23 protein-coding genes are annotated in these 26012 nt (G+C 46.5%); 15 read left to right on the plus strand and 8 right to left on the minus strand.

All coding sequences use genetic code 11. The features are described 5' to 3' along the window. The first annotated feature begins 344 nt into the window (after positions 1-344). Positions 345-1121, plus strand: a complete 777-nt coding sequence (locus AC1XTG_RS13240) for an alpha/beta fold hydrolase (RefSeq protein WP_484842309.1) — start codon at positions 345-347, stop codon at positions 1119-1121. Here AC1XTG_RS13240 and AC1XTG_RS13245 read toward each other — a convergent pair. Next, positions 1114-1548 (minus strand): hypothetical protein, encoded by a 435-nt coding sequence (locus AC1XTG_RS13245; protein ID WP_484842310.1) that lies wholly within the window; start codon positions 1546-1548, stop codon positions 1114-1116. The two genes, AC1XTG_RS13240 and AC1XTG_RS13245, sit on opposite strands and share 8 nt — an antisense overlap. Before the next feature lie 104 nt (positions 1549-1652). Between AC1XTG_RS13245 and AC1XTG_RS13250 the strand changes: the two genes are divergently transcribed. The 5 genes from AC1XTG_RS13250 (at position 1653) to AC1XTG_RS13270 (ending at position 5689) form a co-directional block, all read left to right on the plus strand. Beyond that, complete coding sequence (locus AC1XTG_RS13250) at positions 1653-2330, plus strand: SAM-dependent methyltransferase (protein WP_484842311.1); 678 nt, start codon at positions 1653-1655, stop codon at positions 2328-2330. A gap of 105 nt (positions 2331-2435) precedes the next feature. Continuing rightward, positions 2436-3146: a hypothetical protein gene (locus tag AC1XTG_RS13255; RefSeq protein ID WP_484842312.1), complete on the plus strand. Its 711-nt coding sequence runs from the start codon at positions 2436-2438 to the stop codon at positions 3144-3146. Between the two features lie 145 nt (positions 3147-3291). Next, complete coding sequence (locus tag AC1XTG_RS13260; protein ID WP_484842313.1) at positions 3292-3930, plus strand: MBL fold metallo-hydrolase; 639 nt, start codon at positions 3292-3294, stop codon at positions 3928-3930. Between the two features lie 16 nt (positions 3931-3946). After that, the gene (gene pssA, locus AC1XTG_RS13265) at positions 3947-4651 is read left to right on the plus strand and encodes a CDP-diacylglycerol--serine O-phosphatidyltransferase (RefSeq protein ID WP_484842329.1); all 705 of its coding nucleotides are present in this window, start codon (positions 3947-3949) and stop codon (positions 4649-4651) included. A gap of 36 nt (positions 4652-4687) precedes the next feature. Then, positions 4688-5689 carry a 3-oxoacyl-ACP synthase III family protein gene (locus AC1XTG_RS13270; RefSeq protein ID WP_056281488.1) on the plus strand — a complete coding sequence of 334 codons (1002 nt, stop codon included), beginning with the start codon at positions 4688-4690 and terminating at the stop codon, positions 5687-5689. Positions 5690-5694: 5 nt separating this feature from the next. Here the strand turns inward: AC1XTG_RS13270 and AC1XTG_RS13275 are convergent, their stop codons facing one another. Next, on the minus strand, positions 5695-6054 hold the full coding sequence (locus AC1XTG_RS13275; protein WP_056281485.1) for a CoA-binding protein: 360 nt from the start codon (positions 6052-6054) through the stop codon (positions 5695-5697). A 158-nt stretch (positions 6055-6212) separates the two neighbouring features. Between AC1XTG_RS13275 and AC1XTG_RS13280 the strand changes: the two genes are divergently transcribed. Then, positions 6213-6785, plus strand: coding sequence for an NUMOD4 domain-containing protein (locus AC1XTG_RS13280; protein ID WP_056281483.1), 573 nt, complete (start codon positions 6213-6215; stop codon positions 6783-6785). Positions 6786-6794: 9 nt separating this feature from the next. Here the strand turns inward: AC1XTG_RS13280 and AC1XTG_RS13285 are convergent, their stop codons facing one another. After that, complete coding sequence (locus AC1XTG_RS13285; protein ID WP_056281482.1) at positions 6795-7097, minus strand: HesB/IscA family protein; 303 nt, start codon at positions 7095-7097, stop codon at positions 6795-6797. Between the two features lie 140 nt (positions 7098-7237). Between AC1XTG_RS13285 and AC1XTG_RS13290 the strand changes: the two genes are divergently transcribed. After that, a complete protein-coding gene (locus AC1XTG_RS13290; protein ID WP_056281480.1) occupies positions 7238-7756 on the plus strand; it encodes a DUF7935 family protein in 519 nt (172 codons plus the stop codon). Between the two features lie 169 nt (positions 7757-7925). Beyond that, complete coding sequence (locus AC1XTG_RS13295; RefSeq protein WP_484842314.1) at positions 7926-10334, plus strand: endonuclease MutS2; 2409 nt, start codon at positions 7926-7928, stop codon at positions 10332-10334. Positions 10335-10403: 69 nt separating this feature from the next. Here AC1XTG_RS13295 and AC1XTG_RS13300 read toward each other — a convergent pair whose 3' ends face one another. Continuing rightward, entirely contained in the window at positions 10404-11654 is a 1251-nt protein-coding gene (locus AC1XTG_RS13300) for an MFS transporter (RefSeq protein ID WP_056281476.1), read from the minus strand. Between the two features lie 248 nt (positions 11655-11902). Between AC1XTG_RS13300 and AC1XTG_RS13305 the strand changes: the two genes are divergently transcribed. The 4 genes from AC1XTG_RS13305 to AC1XTG_RS13320 all read left to right on the plus strand — a co-directional run bounded on the left by AC1XTG_RS13305 (position 11903) and on the right by AC1XTG_RS13320 (position 18875). Then, positions 11903-13030 (plus strand): Gfo/Idh/MocA family protein, encoded by a 1128-nt coding sequence (locus AC1XTG_RS13305; RefSeq protein ID WP_484842330.1) that lies wholly within the window; start codon positions 11903-11905, stop codon positions 13028-13030. 82 nt (positions 13031-13112) lie between these two features. Further along, positions 13113-14258, plus strand: coding sequence for a Gfo/Idh/MocA family protein (locus AC1XTG_RS13310; RefSeq protein ID WP_056281474.1), 1146 nt, complete (start codon positions 13113-13115; stop codon positions 14256-14258). A gap of 10 nt (positions 14259-14268) precedes the next feature. Further along, on the plus strand, positions 14269-15321 hold the full coding sequence (locus tag AC1XTG_RS13315) for a sugar phosphate isomerase/epimerase family protein (protein WP_056281472.1): 1053 nt from the start codon (positions 14269-14271) through the stop codon (positions 15319-15321). 146 nt (positions 15322-15467) lie between these two features. Beyond that, complete coding sequence (locus tag AC1XTG_RS13320; protein ID WP_484842315.1) at positions 15468-18875, plus strand: ThuA domain-containing protein; 3408 nt, start codon at positions 15468-15470, stop codon at positions 18873-18875. A gap of 64 nt (positions 18876-18939) precedes the next feature. Here AC1XTG_RS13320 and AC1XTG_RS13325 read toward each other — a convergent pair whose 3' ends face one another. From AC1XTG_RS13325 to AC1XTG_RS13340, 4 genes are all read right to left on the minus strand, one after another. Continuing rightward, a complete protein-coding gene (locus AC1XTG_RS13325) occupies positions 18940-20412 on the minus strand; it encodes a tail fiber domain-containing protein (RefSeq protein ID WP_484842316.1) in 1473 nt (490 codons plus the stop codon). 156 nt (positions 20413-20568) lie between these two features. Next, a complete protein-coding gene (locus AC1XTG_RS13330) occupies positions 20569-21366 on the minus strand; it encodes a TIGR02757 family protein (protein WP_056283371.1) in 798 nt (265 codons plus the stop codon). A 218-nt stretch (positions 21367-21584) separates the two neighbouring features. Beyond that, complete coding sequence (locus tag AC1XTG_RS13335; protein ID WP_484842317.1) at positions 21585-22598, minus strand: LysM peptidoglycan-binding domain-containing protein; 1014 nt, start codon at positions 22596-22598, stop codon at positions 21585-21587. 3 nt (positions 22599-22601) lie between these two features. Next, positions 22602-23390 (minus strand): DUF4905 domain-containing protein, encoded by a 789-nt coding sequence (locus tag AC1XTG_RS13340; protein WP_484842318.1) that lies wholly within the window; start codon positions 23388-23390, stop codon positions 22602-22604. 51 nt (positions 23391-23441) lie between these two features. Between AC1XTG_RS13340 and kdsB the strand changes: the two genes are divergently transcribed. Together kdsB and porX are read left to right on the plus strand one after the other, a co-directional pair. After that, positions 23442-24179, plus strand: coding sequence for a 3-deoxy-manno-octulosonate cytidylyltransferase (kdsB, locus tag AC1XTG_RS13345; protein WP_056283368.1), 738 nt, complete (start codon positions 23442-23444; stop codon positions 24177-24179). Between the two features lie 171 nt (positions 24180-24350). Then, a complete protein-coding gene (porX, locus tag AC1XTG_RS13350) occupies positions 24351-25919 on the plus strand; it encodes a T9SS response regulator signal transducer PorX (RefSeq protein WP_056281463.1) in 1569 nt (522 codons plus the stop codon). The last annotated feature ends 93 nt before the right edge of the window (positions 25920-26012 follow it).

Genomic DNA, 26012 nt, shown 5'->3' on the forward strand with positions numbered 1-26012 from the left:
AGTTGGTGATTTGGTTTGTATAAATGGGGGCATCATCGATAGCGATGAGTGATCATTTACCGCAAAATAATAAGATTTTTATTTTAGAAACAAAAACGTTAATCCTACTAAAATACAATACTAATATACGTAACTAACTGATCTATTGGAATAATACAGAATAGTGTACCAATACTTCAATATTTTACAAGTTATCAAATCGTTAAAAATCCTTTATCAGCAGCATTTCCGTATTCAGCCGATTATTTACCGGTTTCGGTAATTTTAAAACTTTTTTAAGCGGAGGCGCCTGCGGGCAAAAATTCCAATATTATCGTATTATTAAATTTCATTCAACTCATATCATGCAGCTCAATTTTAAACAGGTAGGTGAACACGGCAAGCCGGTCATTATACTTCACGGCGTTTTCGGCCTGCTCGATAACTGGTCCGGGATCAGCAAGACAATCGCGGAGCTGGGATACCGCGTATACCTGGTCGATCAGCGAAATCACGGGCGCTCCCCACACGCGGGACCGCTTGACTTTCCCACTTTCGCAGCAGACTTAAAGGAATTTATAGCAGAACATCATTTAGAGAACCCAATCCTGATCGGACATTCAATGGGCGGCAAAACGGTGATGCAATATGCCGTAACCTACCCGGGCACTTACGAGGCGTTGGTTGTGGTTGATATCGGCCCGAAAGGTTACCCTATTCACCACGCCAGGATATTGGAAGGCTTGAATGCGATTCCCCTTGATAAGATAGAAAGCCGGAACGAGGCTGATGAGCTGTTAAGGGAATATGAGCCGATACTGGCAGTGCGCCAGTTTTTACTCAAAAACCTGTACAGAAAGGATGAAGGCGGCTTTGCGTGGCGTTTTAACCTGCCGCTACTCACAACGGATATGGCCAATGTAGGTCAGGAGATCACATACGAGACACCCATTCCTGGCCCAGTGCTCTTTATACGTGGCGAAAAGTCTAATTATATTAAAGACGAGGATTTTGCGGAAATACAGGAAATGTTTCCCGATGCCAGGTTTGAAACCATTGCAGACGCTGGCCATTGGGTGCAGGCAGAAAAACCGAAAGAATTCGTTGCAGCTGTTACAGGCTTTTTCGACGAGGCTATCTGATGTATTTCCGGCGTTGTTTGAGGCAGGAAGATACGATTAGTTCGTTGTTGGTAACTGTGATTTCCCATACCGGACAATAAATACAGTTGACAGTTGCGCAAAGTCCGTTTGCAGGAATCGGGTATTGAGGCTTGATATCCATCAACACGCCATTAATAATAAGGGATTTGGGCGCACAGCACATCGGCAGACCGTCGGCTTGCAGAACAACCCCATCTTCACGAAAACCAATAGTATCGATCTGAGAAGCAGCAACGTATTCCCATTCGTTCCTGTTGTCTACGGAAGCGCGTTCAATCTGGCTCAGGCGCCACTTACCGGCGATCGGGCTTGCAACAGCAATTCCATTCATGGCCGCGTCCATGCTGTCTTTTTTACAGGAAATAAGAACCGTAAGAAATAGTGTGAAGTATAAAAGCCTTTTCATAGTGATTAAGTTTGTATAAACCTTAGGATGCAAATAGCCCCGGATTGGTTGGAAACAAGCAATAACTACAATTTTCAATGCATAAAACTGCCTTAAAGCTTTTCATGATACCCACCGTCCTGGCTGATGATACACAAGATCAGGTACTCAGTCCGGGGGTGATTTCGGCTATTGAAGCGCTGGATATTTTTTTTGTGGAAAATGTGCGTACCGCCAGGCGCTTCATCAGCAGCCTGCGCCTCGGGAAAGTGATTGACCAGCTCACATTTATCGAACTGAACAAAGACACTCCTGAGGGCGAAACTTATGATGCATTGAAAAGGCTGACCCGCGATGCGGGTGTAATATCCGAAGCGGGCTGCCCCGGTATTGCTGATCCCGGTGCCATCGCGGTGAACATTGCACATCAGCTGGGCATTCAGGTGGTGCCGCTGGTAGGTCCGTCTTCCATTCTGCTGGCGCTTATGGCCTCGGGGCTGAGCGGACAATCGTTCGCATTTCATGGTTACCTGCCGATCGACAAGGTACAGCGTAAGAAAATGATACAAACCCTAGAAAGGGAAAGCCGGCAGCGACAGCAGACGCAGCTGTTTATGGAAACTCCTTTCAGGAATAACCAGTTGCTTGACACACTGCTGGAAACCTGCCAGCCGGATACAATGCTCAGCATCGCAGCCGACATCACTGCAGCTACCGAATTTTTGAAAACAATGCCCGTCAGGAACTGGAAATCGAATAAACCTGACCTGCACAAGCGGCCCGTTATATTTTCAATCGGGTAAGTGTAAAGCCATTTTAAAGCAGTGCCGTTTCCAACCTTGCAGCCGGAATTTGCCTCTTGGAAGAAACAACGCATTATTTACCTTATCAATAAAATAGTTTGTACCATGAAAAAATGGATCGCAGCAGCAGGTGTACTTTTCACATTGGCGATGGCTGCCTGCAATGATGACGGTTTGGATGCAATTACAACAGTGAATTCCAATTTTGAGACAGGAGAGGAAGGCTGGGTGGCTGAATTCTCCGATTATTCCACCAAAACTGACACTTCGATCTTGAAATTAGCTGCCGGTGTAACCTCCTTACCGAAGGGACTCGATAGCTCTCAGCAAGCTTTTATGATTCAAAGCACAAACCGCAGCGACGATGTTTTTATGTACCTAAAGAAAAAGGTAACCGACCTTGTTCCGGGTAAAACTTACGAGACTGTCTTTGATATCAACCTGGGAACCAATGCAGCAAACGGCAGTGTAGGAATCGGGGGGTCGCCCGCCAATTCGGTTTATGTAAAGGTAGGCGCATCCGGTACAGAACCGAGGACCATCCTGAAAGGTACCGAGTACGAGTTTAACCTGGATAAAGGGCAGCAGTCGCAGGGAGGTGCGGATGTGGTGGTGCTGGGAGATGTGGCAAATGGAACAGATGAAGTGAAATACACGCTCATCGACAAGTCGAATGCAGACAAACCGTTCATCGTCAAAGCCAATCCAAATGGAGAGATCTGGCTTTTTGTTGGTACGGATTCAGGCTACGAGGGAACTACCAGATTGTACTACAACCGCATTATAGTCACTTTGCAGGAAGTAAAGGCAGATTAATTAAGCAAAGCATCAAAATGCCACAATGCGAGGGTCTTGCATTGTGGCATTTTTCTTTTAGGTCTTATTAAGTCAACGCCGAGGGGCTGTTTACAAAGTCTTTTGTAACTTCGCCCCTGCGTCAAATGCAGTAAATCTGACTTTAATGATTCGCGTAAAAGATTTTACATTCAACCCATTTTCGGAGAATACTTACCTGCTTTATGATGAGACCGGCGAGTCCGTTATCATAGATCCGGGTTGTTACGAGCAGTCGGAAGTGGAGGAGCTGGCCGGTTTTATCGAGGCCAACAACCTCAAACCGGTACATATTATCAACACGCACGCACACATCGACCACGTGCTGGGCGTAGCTGCATTGAAACGGAAATACAACATTCCATTTTCGCTGCACCAGCTCGACGAGCCGCTACTGAAAGCCGTAAGAACTTACGCTTCCAATTACGGCTTTTACAAATTCGACGAACCGGAACTCGACGGTTACCTCAAAGAAGGAGAAGTATTCAGCTTTGGTAACAGCAGTCTCGAAATTATTTTTGTACCGGGACATGCACCGGGCCACATTGCATTTGTAAGTCACGAAGCCCGTTTTGTAATTGGCGGCGACGTGCTCTTCCGGCTCAGTATCGGGCGCACAGACTTACCAGGCGGGAACCACGCCGCATTGCTGGAAAGCATCCGTACCAAAATCTTCACCTTACCGGAAGACTATACCGTTTATGCAGGCCACATGGATGCAACTACGGTTGGTTTTGAGAAAAAGAACAATCCATTTTTCAGATAAGAAACCCGACGATATCATGATCAGGCGAAACATACCCAATGCACTCACTTGCGGAAACCTTCTTTGTGGCTGCATTGGCGTGGTGGAAGCATTTCATAACAACCTGCTGATCTCCTGCATCCTCGTTGGCGTGGCGCTGATTTTTGACTTTCTGGACGGTTTTCTGGCGCGACTGCTAAAAGTGAGTTCCGCCATTGGAAAAGACCTCGATTCACTGGCAGATATGGTCACCTTCGGACTACTGCCCTCGATTATCGTTTACCAATTGTTAATGCAAAGCATTCCCGACCTGATGGGGATCTGGAAGGCTTATCCTGCGTTTATCATTGCGATTTTCTCGGCACTGCGTTTAGCCAAATTTAATAACGACACCAGGCAATCGGATACCTTCATTGGCTTACCTACTCCGGCCAATGCCATGCTGATCGCCGCGCTGCCATTTATAGTTCAGTTCGAAAGTGAATTCTGGAAAGATATCATTATCAACACAACCAATCTCCTGATCCTGACAGTAGTAATGTCGTACCTGCTGGTAATGGAGCTGCCATTGATTGCATTAAAATTCAAACATTTCGACTGGAAAGGAAACGAGGCACGGTTTCTTTTAATAGTTAGTTCGATCGTGCTTCTTGTTACTTTAAAATTCCTTGCAATACCATTGATACTCGTCCTTTATATCGGATTATCGCTGGCAGAGAATCTGAGAAGACAAAAGGCCTGACTAAATCATTGACAACTTGTTGTTCAAAATACAAATATGAAATTCTCGCGCATTACAGGTTTGGGTTACTACGTTCCTGAAAACATCGTGACCAATAATGATCTGACACAATGGATGGAAACATCCGATGAATGGATCCAGGAACGTACCGGCATTCGCGAGCGCCGTTACTTTGAATATGGCAAAGACACGAATTACAGCATGGCCGCCGCTGCTTCCCGCCAGGCGCTGGAACGCGCTGGCATGAGCGCTGATGAGATTGACGTAATCGTTTACGCAACTATTACCCCCGACTATTTTTTCCCCGGCTCCGCATTTTTAATGCAGCGAGAGCTCAAAATGGACGGAAAGCCCGTCATTGATATTCGTGAACAATGCTCGGGATTTGTATATGCGCTTTCTATCGCCGACCAGTTTATCAAATCGGGAATGTACAGGAATGCTTTGGTGGTAGGTTCGGAAATCCAGTCTTCGTGGATAGATAAAAGTACCGCCGGGCGCAATACTGCGGTGATTTTTGGTGATGGCGCAGGTGCGGCCGTCGTATCGGCAACCGACGATCCCCAACATTGTATATTATCTACACACCTGCACGCAGACGGGCGATTTGCAGAAGAACTTTATGTCCGCGACCCAGGAAGCAGCAGGCCGGGAAGACCTGTGAACAGCGAAATGCTGGAAGAAGGCGGATTTAATGTTTACATGAATGGAAATGCAGTCTTCAAACACGCAATTGTGCGTTTTGGAGAGGTAATTGGTGAAGCACTTGAAGCTAACGGACTCACTCACAGCGACCTTGACTTACTGGTACCTCACCAGGCTAATATCCGCATCAGCGACTATGTGCGGCAGCAGTTGGGACTGAGCGAATCGCAAGTAGTGAATAACCTGCAACGCTTCGGTAACACCACCGCCGCCTCCATTCCCATTGCATTATCGGAAGCCTGGGAGGAAGGCAGGTTGAAGAGCGGCGACCTGATTTGTCTGGCTGCTTTCGGAAGCGGGTTCACGTGGGCTTCTGCATTAATTAAGTGGTAATACAATCAATATTGACCAATTGATAGCATTACCAGCGTACAGCCCTCAATTGGTATGATATTTTTATCCAACAACATGTTTTTAAATTCAGGGTTCTCAGTACCAGGGTTAAAAATGACGCGTTTGGGTTTTAAAGAGACAATATAATCGTAATATTCAGGCTGGTGGCTCGGGTTAATGTACAATGTAACGGTATCCACGTCTTCCCAGTCTGTCTTTTCAAGATGTATCTCTTCTCCCAGAGCCGAACCTTTTCTCCGGCCGAGTAACAAGATCGGGTGACCGTAATTCCTGAGTTTTTGAGCAGCCAGATATGCGTACCTGGTTGGATTGGCGGTAGCGCCGATGATGAGCGTACGTTTCATTTTTATAGTTTTTGATGAATGTAAATGTGTAAACCTGATAAGGCACACTTATAGCAACAGAAAAAGATTGCAAAAATGTTTCCAGCAAAGCGCATAGCAAGCCGACGCGGCAAATTTAAATGCAACCTGAAAAAACCTAATAATATATCCTTAACACAATGAATGAGTTAAATGTAAGTCGGAGTTTCTGGAACGAAAAGTGGGCAAAAATTAATTTCGACGAAATCGAGAACGCTCCTCATTACGAAGTATCTAATTACGGCAGGCTGAAAAGCTTTCAGAACAATCCGAAGGAGGGAGTGGTCATTAAAGGATCAGTTATCCAGGGGTACAGATCGCTGAATATCAGGGTTGCGGGAGGAAAAACAATAAATCGATACGTACACAAGCTTGTAGCTGAGCACTTTGTAGATAAGCCTGATGCAGAGCATAACTTTGTTATACACATCGACTTTGAAAAACAAAACAACTACTACGAGAATCTAAAATGGGTTACGAAGGCTGAAATGATAGAGCATAACCGCGAAAATCCGGCATTCATTAACCGTGTGATCCCAAGACGTACAAAAAATTACAAGTTGACGGAAAGCAAAGTGCGTATCATTAAAAAGCTGCTTAAGAATGACAATAACCGACTTAAAATGATTGCGAAGCAATTTGGGATTACGCATACGCAGCTTAACCGGATCCGTTCAGGCGAAAACTGGAAACACGTAACAATCGAAGAATAACTGATTTACTTACTTCATGTTTCTTTCGTTGGCTGAAACCGTATAGCCGCTGCCGTTCACGCCCTCTTCATAATCAACCGATACTCCGATCACGTACATCAGGTGGCGGCGGTCTATGATTACCTTGATTCCTTCCACGAGGTAAGTCTGGTCAAACTCGGTTGCAGTGTCAAATCCGAGCAGAAAAGTGCCGCTGCACGCGCCGCCGCGCAATCCTACCCGCAGTCCGTAGGTGTCAGGAATCTTGTTTGCTTCCAGTGTAGATTTTATTTCCAGCCTTGCGTTTTCTGTAAGTTGAATCGGACTTTCCATTTGAATGCAGATACTCGTTCGGATAAAAACTAAACAGCGGCGATCCCCGTTCCATTTCGCGACCTTAAATAAATATCCGCTTATTCTGGCAATCCGCTAATTTTGCAATTCGTTTTTGGATCGAAAATTAACATTAGAATATGGAATATCAGCTTATACTGGCCTTTTTGCTACTTGGTGGGATTGTTACGTTCGGCATTTACATGACCGTCACGACAGTTGCAGACAAGATTTTTCAAAACAAGAAACTGGATATCAGAAGCAAAAACGTCGAAATCACCCTTCCCCTGAGATTGCAGGCTTACGAGCGCATGTGCCTCTTTCTTGAACGTATCACGCCTAGTAATTTGTTATTGAGACTGGTACCTTCGGCAATGAGCGCGCTGGAATTGCAGCAGGTCCTTTTGCAGGAGATCAGGGATGAATACAATCACAACGTGGCGCAGCAGCTATATATGAGTACACACGCCTGGGAACAGATCACCAATGCAATGAACGAAACCGTTGCGGTTATCAACCAGGCAGCCACCGAAGTACCAGCAGAAGCCCCACCTTCTGACCTGGCTAAAAAAATCTTTTCACACGTAATCGAAAAAGAAGTACAGCCAGCCTCACATGCATTGAAAGTGCTGAAAGAGGAGATCAGGGGGATATTTTAGGGCTGTCGGCCGTCGGCAATCAGACCTTTGCTCTGCGAATTAAAACCGGCAAGCAATAAACCAAAAAGCCGAAAGCCGATTGCCGAAAACCGAAGTACTCACAAGCCACCACTTCCATCTTTAACTAAAAAAGGCCGAAAGCCGAAAGCTGAACGCCGAAAGCCAAATAATGCTTTACCCCAATACACTAGAACAAAAATTAGGTTTTGATAAACTTCGGGAGCGATTGAAGGAGGCTTGTATCAGTCCGCTGGGACAAGCTTTTGTGGAAAAGATCAAGTTTTCGGAGAATTTTACTTTGGTAGAAAAGCTCGTCAGCCAGACGGCGGAGATGCAGCGTATCCTGGAAATCGGAGAGAATTTTCCTTCCCAGAACTATATAGACGCGACACCTTATCTCAAACGCGCCGCAATCGAAGGAATGTTGCTGACACAGGCCGAGTTTTCTGACCTTAAAGTTTCATTGCTCACGATCAAGCTTTGTCAGCGCTTCTTTGAAAGCCAGGAGCCCGACTCCTACCCTATTTTGGGCGAGTACGCCAGGACTATCAAAGTCGACAAATCGATCACTGACGCTATCGACCGCATTATTGATGACCGCGGACAAATCCGCGATTCTGCTTCCAGCGAACTGTCACGCATCCGAAAAAGACTAATTTCGGAGCAGGCAGGAATCCGTAAAAAGCTTGATACAATCCTGAAATCGGCTCGGAGCAGCGGCTGGATCGGTGACGATGTTTCACTTACGGTGCGGAACGGAAGAATGGTTATTCCTGTGGCGGCCGAGCATAAAAGGAAGCTGAAGGGATTTATCCACGATGAATCCGCCACCGGACAAACCGTTTTCATTGAACCTACGGACGTTTTTGAATCCAATAATGAGATCCGCGAGCTGGAATATGAAGAACGGCGCGAGGTCAACCGGATATTGCTTGAACTGACCAGTCAGCTGCGACCTTTTGTTCCGGATCTCCAAAAAGCCTATGGTTTTCTCGGGTTAATGGACTTTCTGCGGGCTAAAGCCAAACTGGCCGCTGAAATGAGCGCGATCAATCCGCCTTTTACCAACAAACAGTTTATAGACTGGCGAAATGCCCGTCACCCGCTGCTGCATTTGTCTTTCCAAAAACAAGGCAAGAAAGTAGTGCCGCTGAACATTGAACTGAGTGAGAAGCAAAGGATACTGATCGTTTCGGGACCGAATGCGGGAGGTAAGTCTGTGTCTTTAAAAACAGTGGGACTTATTCAATATATGTTCCAATGCGGCTTGCTGGTACCTGTCGACGAAGGTTCATCCATGGGATTTTTCCAAAATATCTTCATTGATATAGGCGACGAACAATCGCTGGAAAATGACCTGAGTACGTACAGTTCCCATTTGACGAACATGCGCTACTTCTTGACAACCGCAAACCGGCGTACTTTATTCCTCATTGACGAGTTTGGAACGGGTACCGAGCCGGGACTGGGCGGCGCAATCGCGGAGTCTATCCTGGAAAACCTCGTAAAATCGGGCGCTTATGGCGTGATTAACACACATTATACAAACCTGAAAGTACTCGCCGACAAAACCGAGGGGCTCGTGAATGGCGCAATGCGGTTTGATGGAGAGCACCTGGAACCGCTTTATCAACTGGAAATTGGCCGTCCCGGCAGTTCGTTTGCATTTGAAATTGCATCGAAGATCGGGCTACCGGAATCTGTGGTAAACCGCGCCAAAGACAAGCTCGGCAAGCAGCAGGTTAACTTTGAGAAGCTTTTGAAAGAGCTCGACATTGAACGCAAAGTGTTTTCGGAGAAGAACATTGAAATCGGGATCAAGGAAAGGAAGCTGGCCAAGCAGCTGGCAGACTATACTACTTTGAAAGAACGTCTTGAAAACAATGAGAAAAAGATTGTAAACGAGGCAAAGCAAAAAGCGAAAAACCTGCTAACTGATGCAAATCAGCTGATCGAGAATACCATTCGGGAAATCAAGGAGAATAAAGCAGAGAAAGAGAAGACGAAATCCGTCCGAAGCGAACTTGAAACTTTTGGCAAGAAAAACCTGGCGCTGGAAGAAGTAAAAGAGACAGCGCCGGCAGAGGAGATATACGAGCCGGAAGGCGGCGAAATCGTGCCGGGAAGTTACGTGCGCATTCTCGGGCAGACTGCTATTGGCGAGGTACTGGCTGTAAAAGGTAAAGATGCTGAGATCAGGATCGGGGATTTGAAATCGAATGTAAAGCTGAACCGTCTCGAAAAGGTTTCCAACAAGACCTACAAAGCGGCCACAGGCGAAAAGAAGCTGAAATCCACTGCCAAAGGAGTTGATTTGAATGAGCGCATGCTCAATTTCAGCTTCAACCTGGATATGCGCGGCAAACGCGGAGAAGAAGCGCTGGGGCTTGTGGACCAGTTTATGGACAATGCAATTATGCTCGGTTATGATGAGCTGCGGATCGTGCATGGAAAAGGCGACGGAATCCTGAGAACACTTGTGAGAAACCATTTGAGGGGCTATTCGCAGGTAAAAGGAATGCAGGACGAACATCCCGACCGTGGCGGCGCGGGGGTTACCATTGTGAAACTGAAATAGGTTAGACGGCATGAAAAAAGCGTCAGGCAGATAACTGCCTGACGCTTTTTTCATGCTATTAAGCTGACCTTACAACTGAGGCTGCTCAGCAACGACTTTTTCGTCCATTGCACTTGCTCTCGGGTTCCCCGCCCAGAACCACAGTATCGCGAATGCGACGATGAGGATGATCGGGAAAGTAAGCATGGTAGACAATGTAGCCTGGCCTGCCGCCAGCTCCAATGCAGGGCCTGTAAGACCTTGTGCCGAATATTCAGCATGCGCTGAGTCGATCCAGCGACCAATGAAAGGCTGGAAGATTGAAGTAGACAACATACCTACCCCACCGATGATGGACATTCCAAGTGCACCGCTCAATGGAACGCGTTGCGCTACGAAACCGATCACAGTTGGCCAGTTGAAGCATACACCAAGTCCGAAAATCACAGCTGCGAAATAGGCGATCGGGCCGGTTACTGTGCTAAACATGTAGATACCGATAGCTGCCAGAACCGCTCCGAAAAGCAGAATACCTGTTTGTCCAACCAAATCAACAACAGGGCCTGTGAAAAGTCGGCCGATCGTCATCACACCGAATGTCAATGCCAATACCAGCATTGGATCTGCTCCACTGTTACTCAATACCACGTTAACCCACTGGTTAGGACCAAATTCTGTGATCGCAGTAAGTGCCATGCAGCAGAAAATGAAGATATATAAAGGAGTAAGCATCGCCTGGAAGTTTTTCGCAAGTGAAGTTACACCTTCCACTTTTGGTCTTGGGAAAGCCTGACCAAGGAAAAGGAATGCGTAAATAACGGTTGGGATCATCAATACCCAGATCTGAGTCTGCCATGATGCACCTGCATCTGTCATAAATTTCGAGATCAAACTTCCGAGTACAATCCCACCTGGGAACCACATGTGAAAGCGGCCAAGCATTTTGTTCAGCTTGTTTGAAGAATACATATCCGCGATCATCGGGTTACAAGCCGCTTCTGTACAGCCGTTTCCAAACCCGATAAAGAATGTAGACACCAAAAGACCTGTGTAGCCGCCTGCATAGATAGTCAGCAGGATACCAAGCGTGTGAGCCACAACGGCCACCTGCATGATAATTTTCGGTCCGATGGTGTGGTACACGATACCTCCTATGACCATCGAGATTGGAAACCCGAAGAAGAACATGGAGTTAATAAAGCCCAACTGCTCGGCGGTAAGGCCAAATTCAGTGCCTAATTGCGGGAGGATACCTGCTCTTATACTGAATGAAAAGGCCGTTGTAATGATGGCAAGACAACTGGCGTTGAATAACCTGCTGCTGTTAACAGTTTGAGTCATAAGACTAAAAGGGTTTGATTATTTGAATTAGATGGTTTTTTGGAAACGGTCTGCCTTAAAGTTTTAATTTAAGATTTTCACAGAAAAAACAAATTAACGGCGATTCTACTGGTTTTAACAGGCTTTCGGGGGTGTTTTTTGACTGTTAAAATTATATTTGTAAGAAGTAAGAGTGATATATACTACTCTTTATACCTTTAAAATCTTTTCAAAACTTTAAACCAACTGGAATGTCAAGAAAGATCAGAATGGGCATGGTAGGTGGTTCCCTGGACGCGTTTATTGGCGGGGTACATCGCCGTGCAGCGATCATGGATGGAGAAATTGAACTTGTCTGCGGCGCTTTCAGCTCCGACCCATTGAAGTCAAAAGAGTCAGGAAGAGCGTTGTACTTACCGGAGGACCGGATTTATAATGATTTTGAAGAAATGATTGCGAAAGAAAAGCAGCTTCCGGAAGGAGAGCGAATGGATTTCGTCGCGATCGTTACCCCCAATCACGTTCACTACTCCCCTGCCAAACTTGCCCTTGAAAATGGTTTTCACGTCGTTTGCGATAAACCGATTACATTAAATACTAAAGAAGCAGAAGAGATTGTTGCATTGGTTGAAAAAACCGGCCTGATCTTCTGTCTGACCCACAACTACACCGGTTACCCGATGGTGAAAGAAGCCCGCGAGATGATCAGGTCGGGTGCTATCGGCGAAATCAGGAAAGTGATTGTGGAATATCCGCAGGGCTGGCTGGCTACTCTGGTAGAAGTGACCGGAAACAAGCAGGCTGCCTGGCGTACCGACCCAAAACGCTCCGGTGCCGCCGGCGGCTTGGGCGACATCGGAACGCACGCTGAAAACCTGGCAGAATACATTACCGGGCTAAAAATCACGCAGCTTTGCGCCGACCTGACCATTTTTGTAGAAGGTCGCCTGCTGGATGATGACGCCAATATTCTCCTCCGCTTTAACAACGGCGCGAAAGGGATCCTGCAAAACAGCCAGATCGCCAACGGAGAAGAAAACGACCTTAATATCCGCGTGTACGGCGAAACCGGCGGCTTGCAATGGAAGCAGCTGGACCCCAATACATTGATCCACAAAACCAATCAGGGCGCACGCATTATCCGCACGGGCGTAGGAAATCTTTCAAAAGCTGCCCAGGTGCATACGCGCATTCCCGCAGGCCACCCGGAAGGTTACTTCGAGGCATTTGCCAACCTCTACCGCAATTTTGCATTGCATTTGCGGGCTTATTGGGAGGGCCGCAAAGCCGATCCGGTATACGACTTCCCGACTGCGCAGGATGGTTTGAGAGGAATGAAGTTCATTGACACTGTCATTGCCTCCAATCAGACGGACACCAAGTGGACTGACTTCTGACCTGCATTAAACATTATTTTTAACCTTAAATCCCCAACCCGCTCCGGCGGACTGTTTTCTCACCTATTATCCATACCCGTTTATGAATAAAATCAAAGTCGGCGTTGTCGGCACAGGTTTCATCGGCCCGGCGCACATTGAAGCGCTGCGACGCCTTCCTAATGTTGAAGTAGCAGCGCTTTGCGAAGTAACGGCTGAACTGGCCGCTCAAAAAGCAGACGCACTCGGAATCGAACGTTCCTATACTTTCGAAGACCTTTTGAAACAGGATGACATTCAGGCAATACATATCTGTACGCCCAACTTCCTGCACTACTCACAATCGAAAGCTGCATTGCTCGCTGGAAAACATGTAATTTGTGAAAAACCACTTGCCAAAGACCTTGCCGAAGCCGAAGAGCTGGTAAAGCTTGCTGCTGAAACCGGACTGGTGAATGCTGTACACTTCAACCTGCGCTACTATCCGCTGGCACGTCAGATGAAATCCATGCGCGAAAAAGGCGAGCTGGGTGAGATTTATTCATTCATAGGATCTTATCTGCAGGACTGGCTTTTCTACGAAACCGACTACAACTGGCGCCTCGAACCAGACAAATCAGGCGATTCCCGTGCGATTGCAGATATCGGCTCTCACCTGATGGACATTCTGGAATACATTACCGGCCTGAAAACGGTTTCAGTAATGGCGGACTTCAATACCATTCACAAAACACGTAAAAAGCCGCTTAAACCGGTGGAAACGTATTCAGGCAAAATGCTGCAGCCTGAGGATTATGCCGATGTACCTATTAATACGGAAGACCACGCAAACGTTTTGCTGCGTTTTGACAACGGAAGCAAAGGGGTAATTACGGTATCACAGGTTTCAGCGGGCCGGAAAAACAGAATGGCGCTTGAAATTGCCGGATCCAAGAAAACGTTCAGCTGGTGCTCAGAGTCGCCGAACGAAATGTGGATCGGTAACCGTGACAAGAGCAATGAAATCCTGATGCGCGATCCTTCTCTTGTGAATGAAGATGTGCGCTCAACAATTACATTCCCTGGCGGGCACAACGAAGGCTTCCCTGATACTTCAAAGCAAATGTTCAAAGAGGTATACGCAGCCATCGCCGCAGGCAAACAACCAGAAAACCCAACATTCCCAACCTTCGCAGACGGATACCGGGAATTATTGATTTGTGAGAAGATACTTGAAAGCAACAGAGCGCAGTCTTGGGTAACTATTTAAATCAACAAATATGAAAACGATAAAAGGACCTGGAATTTTCCTTGCTCAGTTTTTGGGTGACGAAGCTCCGTTTAACTCATTGGATTCAATTGCTGATTACATGGCAGGGTTGGGCTATAAGGGCCTTCAACTTCCTACCTGGGATCCGCGGGTGATTGATGTGAAACAATGCGCCGAGTCGCAGACTTATGCTGATGAGCTGAAAGGCAAACTGGCTGATAAAGGTCTGGAAATTACGGAGCTCGCGTCGCACATCATCGGCCAGCTGGTGGCATCGCACCCGGTATACGACGAAATGTACGATGGTTTTGCAGTACCCGAAGTGCGCAACAATCCGAAAGCACGTGCGGAATGGGCGACGCAACATTTGAAATACGTTGCGCAGGCAAGCCGCAGACTGGGCCTCTCCGCGAGCGCTACTTTCTCCGGTGCATTGGCCTGGCCATTCCTGTATCCGTGGCCACAGCGCCCGGCCGGACTGGTAGAGACTGCATTCAAAGAACTGGCTGCAAGATGGAAACCAATCCTGGATGTATATGATGAAAACGGTGTGGATGTAGCTTACGAGCTCCACCCCGGGGAAGACCTTTTTGACGGATCCACATTCGAAATGTTTGTTGATTACCTTAATGGTCACACCCGCGCCAACATCAACTACGACCCCAGCCACTTTGTACTCCAGCAGCTCGACTACCTTCAATTCATTGACTTGTACCACGATCGGATCAAGGCATTTCACGTAAAAGATGCCGAGTTTAACCCATCGGGTAAGCAAGGTGTTTACAGCGGATTTGCAGGCTGGGCCGACCGGGCTGGTCGCTTCCGCTCGCTTGGTGACGGACAAGTTGACTTCGGCGGTATTTTCTCCAAACTATCTCAGTACGATTACGGCAGCTGGGCAGTTTTGGAATGGGAATGCTGCATTAAGTCGCCTGTTCAGGGTGCTGCCGAAGGTGCGCCTTTCATCGAAAGCCACATTATAGAAGTAACTACAAAGGCATTTGACGATTTTGCCGGAACCGGCGCTGACGAGGCGTTCAACCGCAAAGTTTTAGGTTTGTAATTGTCGATTGTACAAGTATATTAAAAACCTGTCTTCCTTATGGAAGGGAGGTTTTTTTCATATAATTACCTGCTGCATTATTTCGTTTTGAGTAGAATGAGAATGCAGTTCCAACACTAAAAAATAACCAGTTCACCTAATCTGTAATGCGTAAAATTCTTTATCAAAACTTACTGAACCGCTTCCGAGTAATTGGTGCAATGGGCCTTGTCTGTTGCGGTTTAGCGTCCGTGGCACAGACTGTCACACCTGAAAAGCGTGTGCTTGTTTTTGCCAAAACGGCTGCGTTCCGGCATTCTTCTATCCCTGCCGGGAAAGCGGCTATCATGAAATACGGCAAAGAAAATGGCTTCGCGGTAGATACTACCGAGAATGCAACTGTCTTTACAGAGAAAAACCTGCAAAAGTATGGGGCGGTTGTTTTTCTGAACACTACCGGCAATATCCTGAATGAGAAACAGCAGGAGGCATTTGAACACTACATCCAGGCAGGAGGCGGGTACGTGGGAGTTCACGCGGCTACCGACACCGAGTACGACTGGCCCTGGTACAACCAGCTGTCCGGCGCCTATTTCGCAAGCCACCCAGGCAACCCGAACGTGCAGGAAGGTGAAGCTTACGTTGTAAATGATCAGCACCCTTCCATGACGGGCTTTCCGAAGAAATGGAAGATCAAGGATGAGTTTTATGATTTCAAAAACTTTAATCCAAAGGTAAATGTCTTAGTTAACATCGACGAGAAGTCTTACAAAGACGGAAAAATGGGCGACAACCATCCTATGTCGTGGTACCATGAATATGATGGGGGAAAAGCATTTTACACCAACTTCGGACATGAAGATGCTACCTATGAAAATCCGGTATTTGTAAAACATTTCATCGGCGGCTTGAAATGGGCAATGGCCGAGAAGCTGGACTTCGCGAAGTCGAGACCGGAAGAAAACCGTTTTACCAAAAAGACGCTCGCTACCAAGCTTGACGAACCTACCGAGCTGGTAGTGCTGGAAGATCAGCGCGTACTTTTCTCAGAAAGAAAAGGAAAGCTGAAATTGTATAATCCGAAAACGGGCAAAGTGAAAGTTGTAGCCGAGGTACCTGTTTATACCAAACAGGAATACGGCTTAATGGGCTTGAATATCGATCCTAATTTCAAAACCAACAAGCTTGTTTACCTGTACTATTCTCCGCTTTCTTCTGCTCCTGATACGGCGCAGCATTTATCACGTTTCAAATATGACGATGTAAAAGACACGCTGATCCTCAGTACGGAAGAAGTTTTACTGACTGTTCCTGTGAAAAGAACAGACTGCTGCCACACGGGCGGGTCCATTGCCTGGGATAGTAAAGGGAATTTGTACCTGTCCACCGGAGACGACGTAAACCCATTCCAGTCCAATGGATTCGGACCGATTGACGAGCGGCCGGGACGTGAAGGCTTTGACGGACAGCATACTTCTTCCAATACAAACTCGCTCAGAGGCAAGGTAATACGCATTAAACCACGTTACGGCGATCGTCGCGCGAATATGCCAGGCGGAACCAATTTGTATGATATTCCCGAAGGCAACCTCTTCCCTGCCGGCAACCCGAAAGCACGTCCTGAGATTTACGTGATGGGAACACGGAACCCTTACCGCATTTCAGTTGACCAGCATAATGGTTATCTGTACTGGGGTGATGTAGGTCCTGACGCTTCTCTGGACGATCCAAAGCGTGGCCCACGCGGTTACGACGAGGTAAACCAGGCGAGAAAGGCAGGTTATTACGGATATCCCCTCTTCATTGCGGACAACAAGCCTTATATCGACTTCAATTTCGCTGACAGTACTTCACATGGTCCATTTGACCCTGCGAAACCGATCAATAACTCACCGCATAATACGGGCTTGCAAGAGTTGCCGCCGGCTAATCCTGCATTCATCTTTTATCCTTATGCAGACTCTCCTGAATTCGGTGCGATCGTGGGCAAAGGCGGCCGTAATGCAATGGCCGGGCCGGTTTACTATTCTGCTGATTTTAAGGACAGTAAAGTGAAATTCCCTGAGTATTACAATGGAAAATTTTTCGCTTACGACTGGATTCGTGACTATATCAATATAGTTACCATGAACGAGCAAGGTGATTTGAAAAGCATTGACCGCTTCTTGCCAAATACAAAATTCAGTCACCCGATTGATATGCAGTTTGCCAATGACGGTTCGCTTTATACACTGGAATACGGACCAAACTGGTTTGCCCAAAACGATGAAGCCAGTCTGTCACACATCACTTACAATGCTGGCAACCGCGTGCCACTGGCAGTAGCTTCTGCTACCAACACCACCGGCGCTACGCCATTGAAAGTTAACTTTTCATCAAAAGGCTCAGTCGACTACGACGGCGATCCGATCAAGTACGAATGGTCTTTTGGAAAAGGTCTTCCAAAAAGCAATGTGGCTAATCCAAGCTACACCTATGCGAAAGCGGGTGAATACACCGCCGTGTTGAAAGTGACTGATAATGCAGGAAATGCAAATACTTCGGAAGTAATCGTGAGAGTTGGCAATGCGATCCCGAAAGTGGATGTAGCTATCAAAGGAAATAAATCCTTTTACTGGAACGACAAACCCGTTAACTACGAAGTTTCTGTTTTGGATAAAGAAGATGGCAGCCTTGCAAACAAGAAAATAGCTGAGGATGAAGTAACTGTGACCATTAATTATCTGGAAGGTTTTGACAAAACCATACTTGCCCAGGGTCACCAGGCAAATACTGGATTTGAAACCGGAAAAAGGTTAATCGAACTAAGCGACTGCAAAGCATGCCATTCGATAGACAAAAAATCCATTGGCCCTGCTTACAAGGAAGTTGCCAAGAAGTATGCAAGCGAGCGCAATTCACTTAAAACATTGTCTGATAAAGTTCTGAAAGGCGGAAGTGGTGTTTGGGGCGAGCAGGCAATGCCGGGCCACCCGCAGCATAAGCCGGAGGAAATTGAGGATATGGTCAAATACATCCTTTCTCTTGCTAATGATAAGGCTGTTGATAAAAAACCATTGAAAGGCTCTTATGTAACGGAAGCGAAGAAAAAAGAGGGTTCATACATTATCTCGGCCAGCTACACCGACAAGGGAAGCAGCACAATGGGACCACTTACAGGCGCGAAAACACTTGCTTTACGCCCTGCTACCCTGACAGCCGCACTGGCAGACTCAGCCATGCATACTGTTAATTTCAAGGTTGAGAATGGCAAGGAAGTTGTGCTGGGATCGAAAAGCGGCAGTTTCTTCGCATTCGACGGTATTGACCTGTCGGGAATTACAAACCTGGCGATTGCTGGCGGCAGCAACGAAAAGTTTACAGCTGGCGGAACGCTGGAAGTGCGCCTCGATAGCCCGGCCGGTACAAAGATCGGTGAAGTGAAAATTGACAAAACCGGAGAAGTAAGTATTCCAGTAAAAGGTCCGGCTGACCAGAAGCTGCACAAGCTGTTCTTTGTGTTCAAAAATCCAAATGCAGGAGGAAAGCCGCTGTTTACTGTTGAAACGGTACGATTTGACCGCGCTGCTCTATAAGTTTAATTAGTAAAATGAGAAAAGCCGGGCTTCATTGAAGTCCGGCTTTTCTCGTTTTAAAGCACTATTTACTTACCATCATCTTTTTAGCTCCGTTGCTCTTACCATCTGTTATGAGATCGTAAACAAACACGCCCGTTCCAAAATCATCAGCAGAAAGCTGTACAGCGCCTTCTCCGCGTGTTCTGACGATTTCTGAGCGGATTTTCTGTCCATTGGTCGAGTAAATGTTCAATACCGCATCCTTGATCGTATCCGGAATAAAGAACCTGATAGAAGAAATACCTGAAAAGCCGTTCGGTGCATTCTGTTCCAGGATCACGCCATTTTCATTTACATCATTGGTTCTTGCGGCAGGAGTCGTAAGCGGCCGGGTTGTATTGGAAGCTACAATGCGTTCAAGTTGGGTAAGCCTCTTTGCTAACTCCGCAGTTTCTGCGGTGAGCTGGCGAATCTCCTCGTCTTTCCGATCAAGCGTTTGCTGCTGCTCTTTGACAGAGTTTACAAGCATGTAGGTCAGTGCGTTGGCGTCATAATCAAGATAGTCCGTTTTGTTCCCGAGCGAATCCTGATAGGTAAATGTACCTACCATGTGAGGAGCAATTTTCTGCATATCCTGCGCAATGATACCCACGAATTTCTTATTCGTCGGCAACCCCGCCTCTCCATTGTAGCTGAACCAGACAGGCTTGATCTGCTTCAATACATCAAGCCCTTCCGCGTACTCTGAAACATCCTTTTTAAGACGTTTGTCAGAAGCAATGATCCAGGCAGAAGAGCCTGCTTTTGCGGCTGAGAAAGTACTGAGATGGAGCTTGTAAGTGGGAGCTTCAACACCCACTCCCACATTGTCGAAAATTGTTCCGAGCACAATGCTATGGTCCCGGGTAACCTTGGTCGCCGCACCAATTGCTGTCGCGTAGGTCACGTTAGCGCTACCCGCAGTTTCGTACCCGATAAACGTATTGGCAAGTCCTTTCAAATTGCTTCTCCCGGAACCATGGCCAAGGAACACATTATAATTGCCGCTTGAATTGTATTCTCCGGCGCCATTACCTGCAAACAGATTGTAGTTTCCGTCCGTATTGAAAAAACCGCTTCGGCAACCGATGAATATATTTTCGTTTCCGAAGTAATTTTTACCCCCTGCTTCTACGCCCAGGAATGTGTTTCTCAGACCAACCGCATTCGCTGCGCCAGACTTTGAACCCACGAAAGTGTTCCAACTGCCCGTCGTGTTTGCCTTACCCGAGAAGTACCCTAAGAAGGTATTCTCACTACCACTAGAGAGCGTGTAGGCAGACCTGCTCCCAAGCGCTGTATTCTGATTCCCACCAACATTCCCGTACCCCGAAAGACTTCCAACGAATGTATTATGCTCACCAATTGTGGAGGAGCCCGCCCAGATTCCCATGTAAGTACCATCGATACCCTGATTGCCGGCTTGCGAACCGAAAGAGGTGGTTTGTGCGCAAACGTTGTTAAACATTGCTGCCGCTAAAAAGACAGCACCTGATAACCTGTAGATTTTTTTCATCTCGCCGATCGTTTAGTGAATTGTTGCAAACTTTGCAGCTGCAAGTTTTACACTTAGAGTGATTTACGAGAAAAGGATAATTCAGAGGCTGGGGAAAATTAACGATCGGGAGCGCCTTTTTTCTTGGGTTAAGTACTTGGAAGCGGGTTTGTAACACTACTTTGCAAAACCTTCAATCCCTAACCCAAACAATGCGAAGTCGTATTTGACAGGATCTGACGGATCGAGCTGTTTTAATGAAGCAGTAAGTTCTAATGCAGTTTGCCAGTCAGTGTTAGGTCTTTTGATAAGGCCCAGAAATCTGGAAACGCGGTCAACATGCACATCGCAGGGACAGACCAGCTGTGCAGGTACAATGTTGTTCCAGATACCAAAATCCACACCATGATTGTCTTTCCGGACCATCCATCTCAGAAACATATTCAACCGCTTACAGGAGGATTTCCGGGCCGGAGTGGCAATGTGCTTGGCAGTTCGCGAAGGAAAATTTTCTGAATCGCAGAACATGTTGTGAAAACCGATCAGCGACTTTTCTATCGTCTCGTCCGAAGCGCTGATGTGCTTGCTGAATGCGTATTCAAGTGAATCGTGCTGCCGGTAGTAGTTTTGGAAGAAATGAAGGAAATAAAGCGTGTCAGTCGCATTAAACGTGCGGTGCTTAAAGTCCAGGAAGGGTTTTAAATCACTATCCTGATGATTTCTGATAAAATCAAAAGGAGCATTATCCATGAGCGAAGCCAGTTCCAGGCATTTGCTGATGATCGTTTTGCGCTGTCCCCAGGCAAGTACTGCCGCCCAGAAACCCATGATCTCGATGTCCTGCTTTACAGAAAAACGATGTGGGATACTGACGGGATCGAGGGAGATAAAGTCGGGCTTGTTGTATTGCACGACTTTTTCCTCCAATAAATCAATGATGTAGGGAGATAAATGGGGCACTTCAATGCTTTGCATGGCTTCCTCCAAACAGGTAAGCCAGAACACGGGAGATACCAGAGAAGAACATGACTATTCCTGAAAAAAGAAATGTAAAAATTGCGATGAAGGGGTAGAGCAATGTGAACATAACGCTCCAAATTTTATAACCAGCCGTATTTTTCAGGGCTTCTCTTTCCTCTTCTCTCTTCGAACGGAATTGGGGTGAATGTTTCATGACGGGATTAATAACAAAACTATTCCAGGTAACTTACAACTGCTCTGAAACGCTTGCTGTTCGGGGATACTTTTTCGAATGCGCGTGATGATAATTTAATAACAATATCATCATTAACGCTGGTATCCGGTATCCGTCCAATAATGCGGACGATGATTTTCTCCTGATTGTATTCATTCAATACTTCTACCAACGCACCAATTGGCGCACTACGGTGCAAGCCCAGGAACTTACTGGTACTTTCGTCAGTCTCAATCACTTCTGCCAACCCGGATTCTGATTTCCTCTTGCCTCTGACAACTTTCGGCGCTTCAACAACTTCCTCCACAGGCTTAACTACCTTCTCGGGAACAACCGCTTTTGCTTTTACAGAGTCTTTCACAACTGTTGTGCTCGTCACTTTCGGTGCCACGGGTGGTGTAACTGCCGCAACAGCCTTTTCAGCACCTTTTTCACTTACAATCAGCTCCTGACCATCTTTCAAGTTATCGTCCGCCAGATTGTTCCATTTACGCAAATCTGCCATTAAAACGCCATATTTCACAGCAACACGGTAAAGTGTTTGTCCTGGCTCAACGATGTGCTTTCCATTGGGGGATACCGAAACGGCAGATCCTGCGGTAGGCGCAGAAGTAGTGGATGGCGTAGTATCAGGCTTTGCAGCTGTGGCCGGAACCGCAGGTTTAACCTCTTTTTTCTCTTCTTTCTTTTCTTCCTTCTTCTCCTCCTTTTTCTCTTCTTTCTTAGCTTCTTTTTTGCTGACCTTCGGAGTATAGGGTACTCGGATAGTTTGTCCAAACTGGATCTGATCGCTCATGCCGGGATTGGCTTCACGCAGGGCCTGGATAGAAGTACCGTATTGCCGCACTACCGCAAACATGGTTTGCCCCTGGTTTACCTTGTGCAAGACAAACACCTTGCCTCCCACCCTTTCAACTCCTACTGAATCAATCCTTATACTCCCCGCAGCCCGGGCACTGATCATTCCTGAGAAAATACCTGCCAGAACAGTCAGGCAAAAAATGTATTTCATTTATTATGAAAGCGTTAAACTCGAAAATTCGTTGTTGTTTTTAAGATAAACCAATGAAGATGCCTTTAATATCATTGTGGAGCGGCCTATTCCTTCGCGTTCTTCTGATAGCTTTTCGTGTAAAACAAGCTCCCTTTTAGTAGTGATAATCAGAAGATATTGCACGGTTTTATCCTGATGGTAAATATAATAAGAAAAGATCATAAAGGGCCTTTTCTCTAAATAATCGATACTAACTGGCTGATGTCCGCCAGTAATTTCCTCAATAAAGGACGCCAGCTTATCGAAAAATACGTTTCCTTTTTTGTAACGAACAGGTTCTTCCAAAAGTACCTGTTCCTCATTATCCGCCCCTATTTCCTCTTGCGGCAGCAACGCGCCTGAGCGTACGTCACACAAATGGTAGCTGAAACCGCTCCCCGATTTGGCTGCTACTTCAATGCGGTTTTTATCAGCCACTTTAACCAGCAGATGATTTGGCAAGTCCCATAAGTGCGCGCCGTCCTCCGCAGAGAATGCAGATAAGTCTGTCGGCTCCGGCAGATCGGGATATCTGTAATGATGCAGGAAAAACCGCCCGTAGGAGAACGAAGTCACTGACGACCACCAGTCCATTCCCAGCGGAACACCTTCCCATTGCATTGCTTTGTTTGCTGAGTCAATCACCGCTACAGAAGCAACTTTATGTTCTGTGTCACGCAGCTCGACAGCCCATAGTGAGCTTGCCGGATCTGCATCGGGAAGGATGCGCCAGATATTCTTTGAAAAGCGATATGAAAAAGTATTTTGCAATTTTTAGCTTTATTTGGGAACAGAATTGACAAAAATCAAACCAACGACCTTGTGCGAATATTAGGAATCATTCCCGCCCGCTACGCCTCTACCCGCTTTCCGGCGAAGGCCCTGGTGGATATCGGGGGTAAAAGTATGATCCAGAGAGTTTACGAACAATCATCCAAAGCGGCCCGCCTGGCTCAGGTGATCGTGGCCACTGACGATGAACGGATTATGGATCATGTAAAAAGCTTCGGAGGAATTGCTGTAATGACATCTGAAGCTCACCAGAGCGGTACCGACCGCTGCTATGAGGCGCTTACAAAAACAGAAGGCCACTTTGACTATATCATTAATATCCAGGGCGATGAACCATTTATCAGCCCCGAACCAATCGACCAGCTCGCCGGGGTACTTGACAGTCGCACCGAGCTCGCGACCCTGGTGAAAGTGATCGATCAGGAAGATCTTCTGTTTAATGTAAATGTGCCAAAAGCTGTATTGAACAAGAAAGATGAAGTAATGTATTTCAGCCGCCAAACAATACCTTATCTCCGCAATGCAGAAAAAGAGCAATGGCTTGCTGCACATACGTTTTACAAACACATTGGAATTTATGCTTACCGGGCCGACGTACTTGCCGAAATCACAAAGCTGCCGGTGTCTGCATTGGAGAAGGCCGAGGCTTTGGAGCAGCTGCGCTGGCTGGAAAATGGTTACGCGATAAGAGCGGTGATTACCTCTGACGATTCACACGGCGTTGACACTCCTGACGACCTGGAACGTGTTACCAAAAAGTTTTTGTAACCAGCCGAAAACCCTATTCTTGGTATGCCTTTTGTACCGGTTTTGGCAACGTATACAGTCAGGTGTCAATTCTAAAAATATGTTAAAACGGGTATTTTTATACCACACTTTCTGATTGTCCCGTTACCCTTAAAGGCATTCCATTTTAATTATCATTGAAAAAACAAGCTTATGCAATATAACATTCTCTGGGCCGACGATGAAATAGATCTTCTCAAACCACACATCATGTTTTTGACGAACAAAGGGTACAATGTCACTCCTGTAAACAGTGGCGCTGATGCTTTGGACCGCATTGAAAATGACCGGTTTGATATAGTTTTTCTGGACGAAATGATGCCGGGTATGACCGGCCTTGAAACACTCGCCCAGATCAAACAACAGCAGCCCAGCCTTCCGGTAGTGATGATCACCAAGAGTGAGGAAGAACACATTATGGAGGATGCAATAGGCTCTAAAATAGATGATTATCTGATCAAACCTCTTAATCCTAATCAAATCCTGCTTTCGGTTAAGAAGATACTCGACAACAAACGACTGGTTACCGAAAAAACGACCCTGAGCTACCAGCAGGAATTCAGAAGCCTGGCTATGCAATACCAGGACAGGATCGGGCACGAAGAGTGGGCAGATATTTATAAGAAACTGATTTACTGGGAACTGGAACTCGAAAATTCCGAGGATCAGGGAATGGCAGAAGTGTTCAGCATGCAGAAAAGTGAGGCGAATGCTAATTTCTGCAAGTTTATTGAAGATGAGTACGAAGACTGGCTGAACGACCCCAAGTCGGATAAGCCAATCTTATCTCACCAATTGATGAAGCAGAAGGTATTTCCACATCTGAAGAGCTCCGACGAACCTGTATTTTTCCTTTTGATCGATAATTTCCGTTATGATCAATGGAAGATGATCCAGCCCATTTTGCAGGAGTATTTCAACATTGAGGAAGAATCTTCCTACTATTCCATTCTGCCAACTACTACTGGGTATGCGCGGAATGCAATTTTCTCGGGCTTAATGCCGAGTGAAATGGAGCGCAAGCATCCGCAGTGGTGGGTTAGCGATGAAAATACGCCGGAAGGTGAAGAGGGACTGAACAACCACGAACAGGATTTCCTGCAAAAACAGCTGGAAATGAACCACTTTAACAACATTAAGTTTTCTTACAACAAGATTCTTAATACAAATCAGGGCAAATCGCTGGTTGACAATTTCAACAACATGCTGAACAATCAGCTGAATGTGATTGTCTATAACTTCGTGGATATGCTGTCGCACGCCAGGACGGACGTGCAGATGATCAAGGAACTGGCGCCAGATGAAGCAGCTTACCGCTCTATTACCCGCTCCTGGATCCAGCATTCTCCCCTTCTGGATTTCATAAAAAAGGTGGCAGAAAAGAAATGCAGGCTGATTTTGACCACTGACCACGGTATGATCCGAGTACAAAAGCCGGTGAAGATCATTGGGTATCGTGAAACAAACACCAACCTGAGATATAAACACGGAAAGAACCTGGGATTTGATGACAACCATTTAATGGTCTGCCGCAAGCCTGAGCGGATATTCCTGCCAAAACCGCACGTTTCAACTTCTTATGTATTCACGAAGGAAGATTACTTCTTCGCCTATCCGAATAACTATAACCAGTACGTCAACCTGTACAGGGATACCTTCCAGCATGGCGGCGTGTCACTGGAAGAGATGATCATTCCGATCATCGATATGACAGCTAAGTAATTAATGCAACAGGTAGTGACTAGTCCTGAAAACCCGATACAGGTTTGGGATAAATAAATTAAAGTTTTGAAACAGTAGCAGACCTAAGTTTGC

It is taken from the genome of Dyadobacter sp. HNCC25DJ183, assembly GCF_056895175.1.

Excerpts from the sequence above, each read along its gene's own strand:
- AC1XTG_RS13325 (WP_484842316.1), bottom strand. The coding sequence starts at position 20,412 with ATGAAAAAAATCTACAGGTTATCAGGTGCTGTCTTTTTAGCGGCAGCA.
- AC1XTG_RS13330 (WP_056283371.1), bottom strand. The coding sequence starts at position 21,366 with ATGCAAAGCATTGAAGTGCCCCATTTATCTCCCTACATCATTGATTTA.
- AC1XTG_RS13300 (WP_056281476.1), bottom strand. The coding sequence starts at position 11,654 with ATGACTCAAACTGTTAACAGCAGCAGGTTATTCAACGCCAGTTGTCTT.
- AC1XTG_RS13335 (WP_484842317.1), bottom strand. The coding sequence starts at position 22,598 with ATGAAATACATTTTTTGCCTGACTGTTCTGGCAGGTATTTTCTCAGGA.
- AC1XTG_RS13285 (WP_056281482.1), bottom strand. The coding sequence starts at position 7,097 with ATGGAAAGTCCGATTCAACTTACAGAAAACGCAAGGCTGGAAATAAAA.
- AC1XTG_RS13280 (WP_056281483.1), top strand. The coding sequence starts at position 6,213 with ATGAATGAGTTAAATGTAAGTCGGAGTTTCTGGAACGAAAAGTGGGCA.
- AC1XTG_RS13320 (WP_484842315.1), top strand. The coding sequence starts at position 15,468 with ATGCGTAAAATTCTTTATCAAAACTTACTGAACCGCTTCCGAGTAATT.
- AC1XTG_RS13295 (WP_484842314.1), top strand. The coding sequence starts at position 7,926 with ATGCTTTACCCCAATACACTAGAACAAAAATTAGGTTTTGATAAACTT.
- AC1XTG_RS13275 (WP_056281485.1), bottom strand. The coding sequence starts at position 6,054 with ATGAAACGTACGCTCATCATCGGCGCTACCGCCAATCCAACCAGGTAC.
- AC1XTG_RS13290 (WP_056281480.1), top strand. The coding sequence starts at position 7,238 with ATGGAATATCAGCTTATACTGGCCTTTTTGCTACTTGGTGGGATTGTT.
- AC1XTG_RS13250 (WP_484842311.1), top strand. The coding sequence starts at position 1,653 with ATGATACCCACCGTCCTGGCTGATGATACACAAGATCAGGTACTCAGT.
- porX (WP_056281463.1), top strand. The coding sequence starts at position 24,351 with ATGCAATATAACATTCTCTGGGCCGACGATGAAATAGATCTTCTCAAA.
- AC1XTG_RS13305 (WP_484842330.1), top strand. The coding sequence starts at position 11,903 with ATGGGCATGGTAGGTGGTTCCCTGGACGCGTTTATTGGCGGGGTACAT.
- AC1XTG_RS13315 (WP_056281472.1), top strand. The coding sequence starts at position 14,269 with ATGAAAACGATAAAAGGACCTGGAATTTTCCTTGCTCAGTTTTTGGGT.
- AC1XTG_RS13240 (WP_484842309.1), top strand. The coding sequence starts at position 345 with ATGCAGCTCAATTTTAAACAGGTAGGTGAACACGGCAAGCCGGTCATT.
- AC1XTG_RS13255 (WP_484842312.1), top strand. The coding sequence starts at position 2,436 with ATGAAAAAATGGATCGCAGCAGCAGGTGTACTTTTCACATTGGCGATG.
- AC1XTG_RS13245 (WP_484842310.1), bottom strand. The coding sequence starts at position 1,548 with ATGAAAAGGCTTTTATACTTCACACTATTTCTTACGGTTCTTATTTCC.
- pssA (WP_484842329.1), top strand. The coding sequence starts at position 3,947 with ATGATCAGGCGAAACATACCCAATGCACTCACTTGCGGAAACCTTCTT.
- AC1XTG_RS13270 (WP_056281488.1), top strand. The coding sequence starts at position 4,688 with ATGAAATTCTCGCGCATTACAGGTTTGGGTTACTACGTTCCTGAAAAC.
- AC1XTG_RS13310 (WP_056281474.1), top strand. The coding sequence starts at position 13,113 with ATGAATAAAATCAAAGTCGGCGTTGTCGGCACAGGTTTCATCGGCCCG.
- AC1XTG_RS13260 (WP_484842313.1), top strand. The coding sequence starts at position 3,292 with ATGATTCGCGTAAAAGATTTTACATTCAACCCATTTTCGGAGAATACT.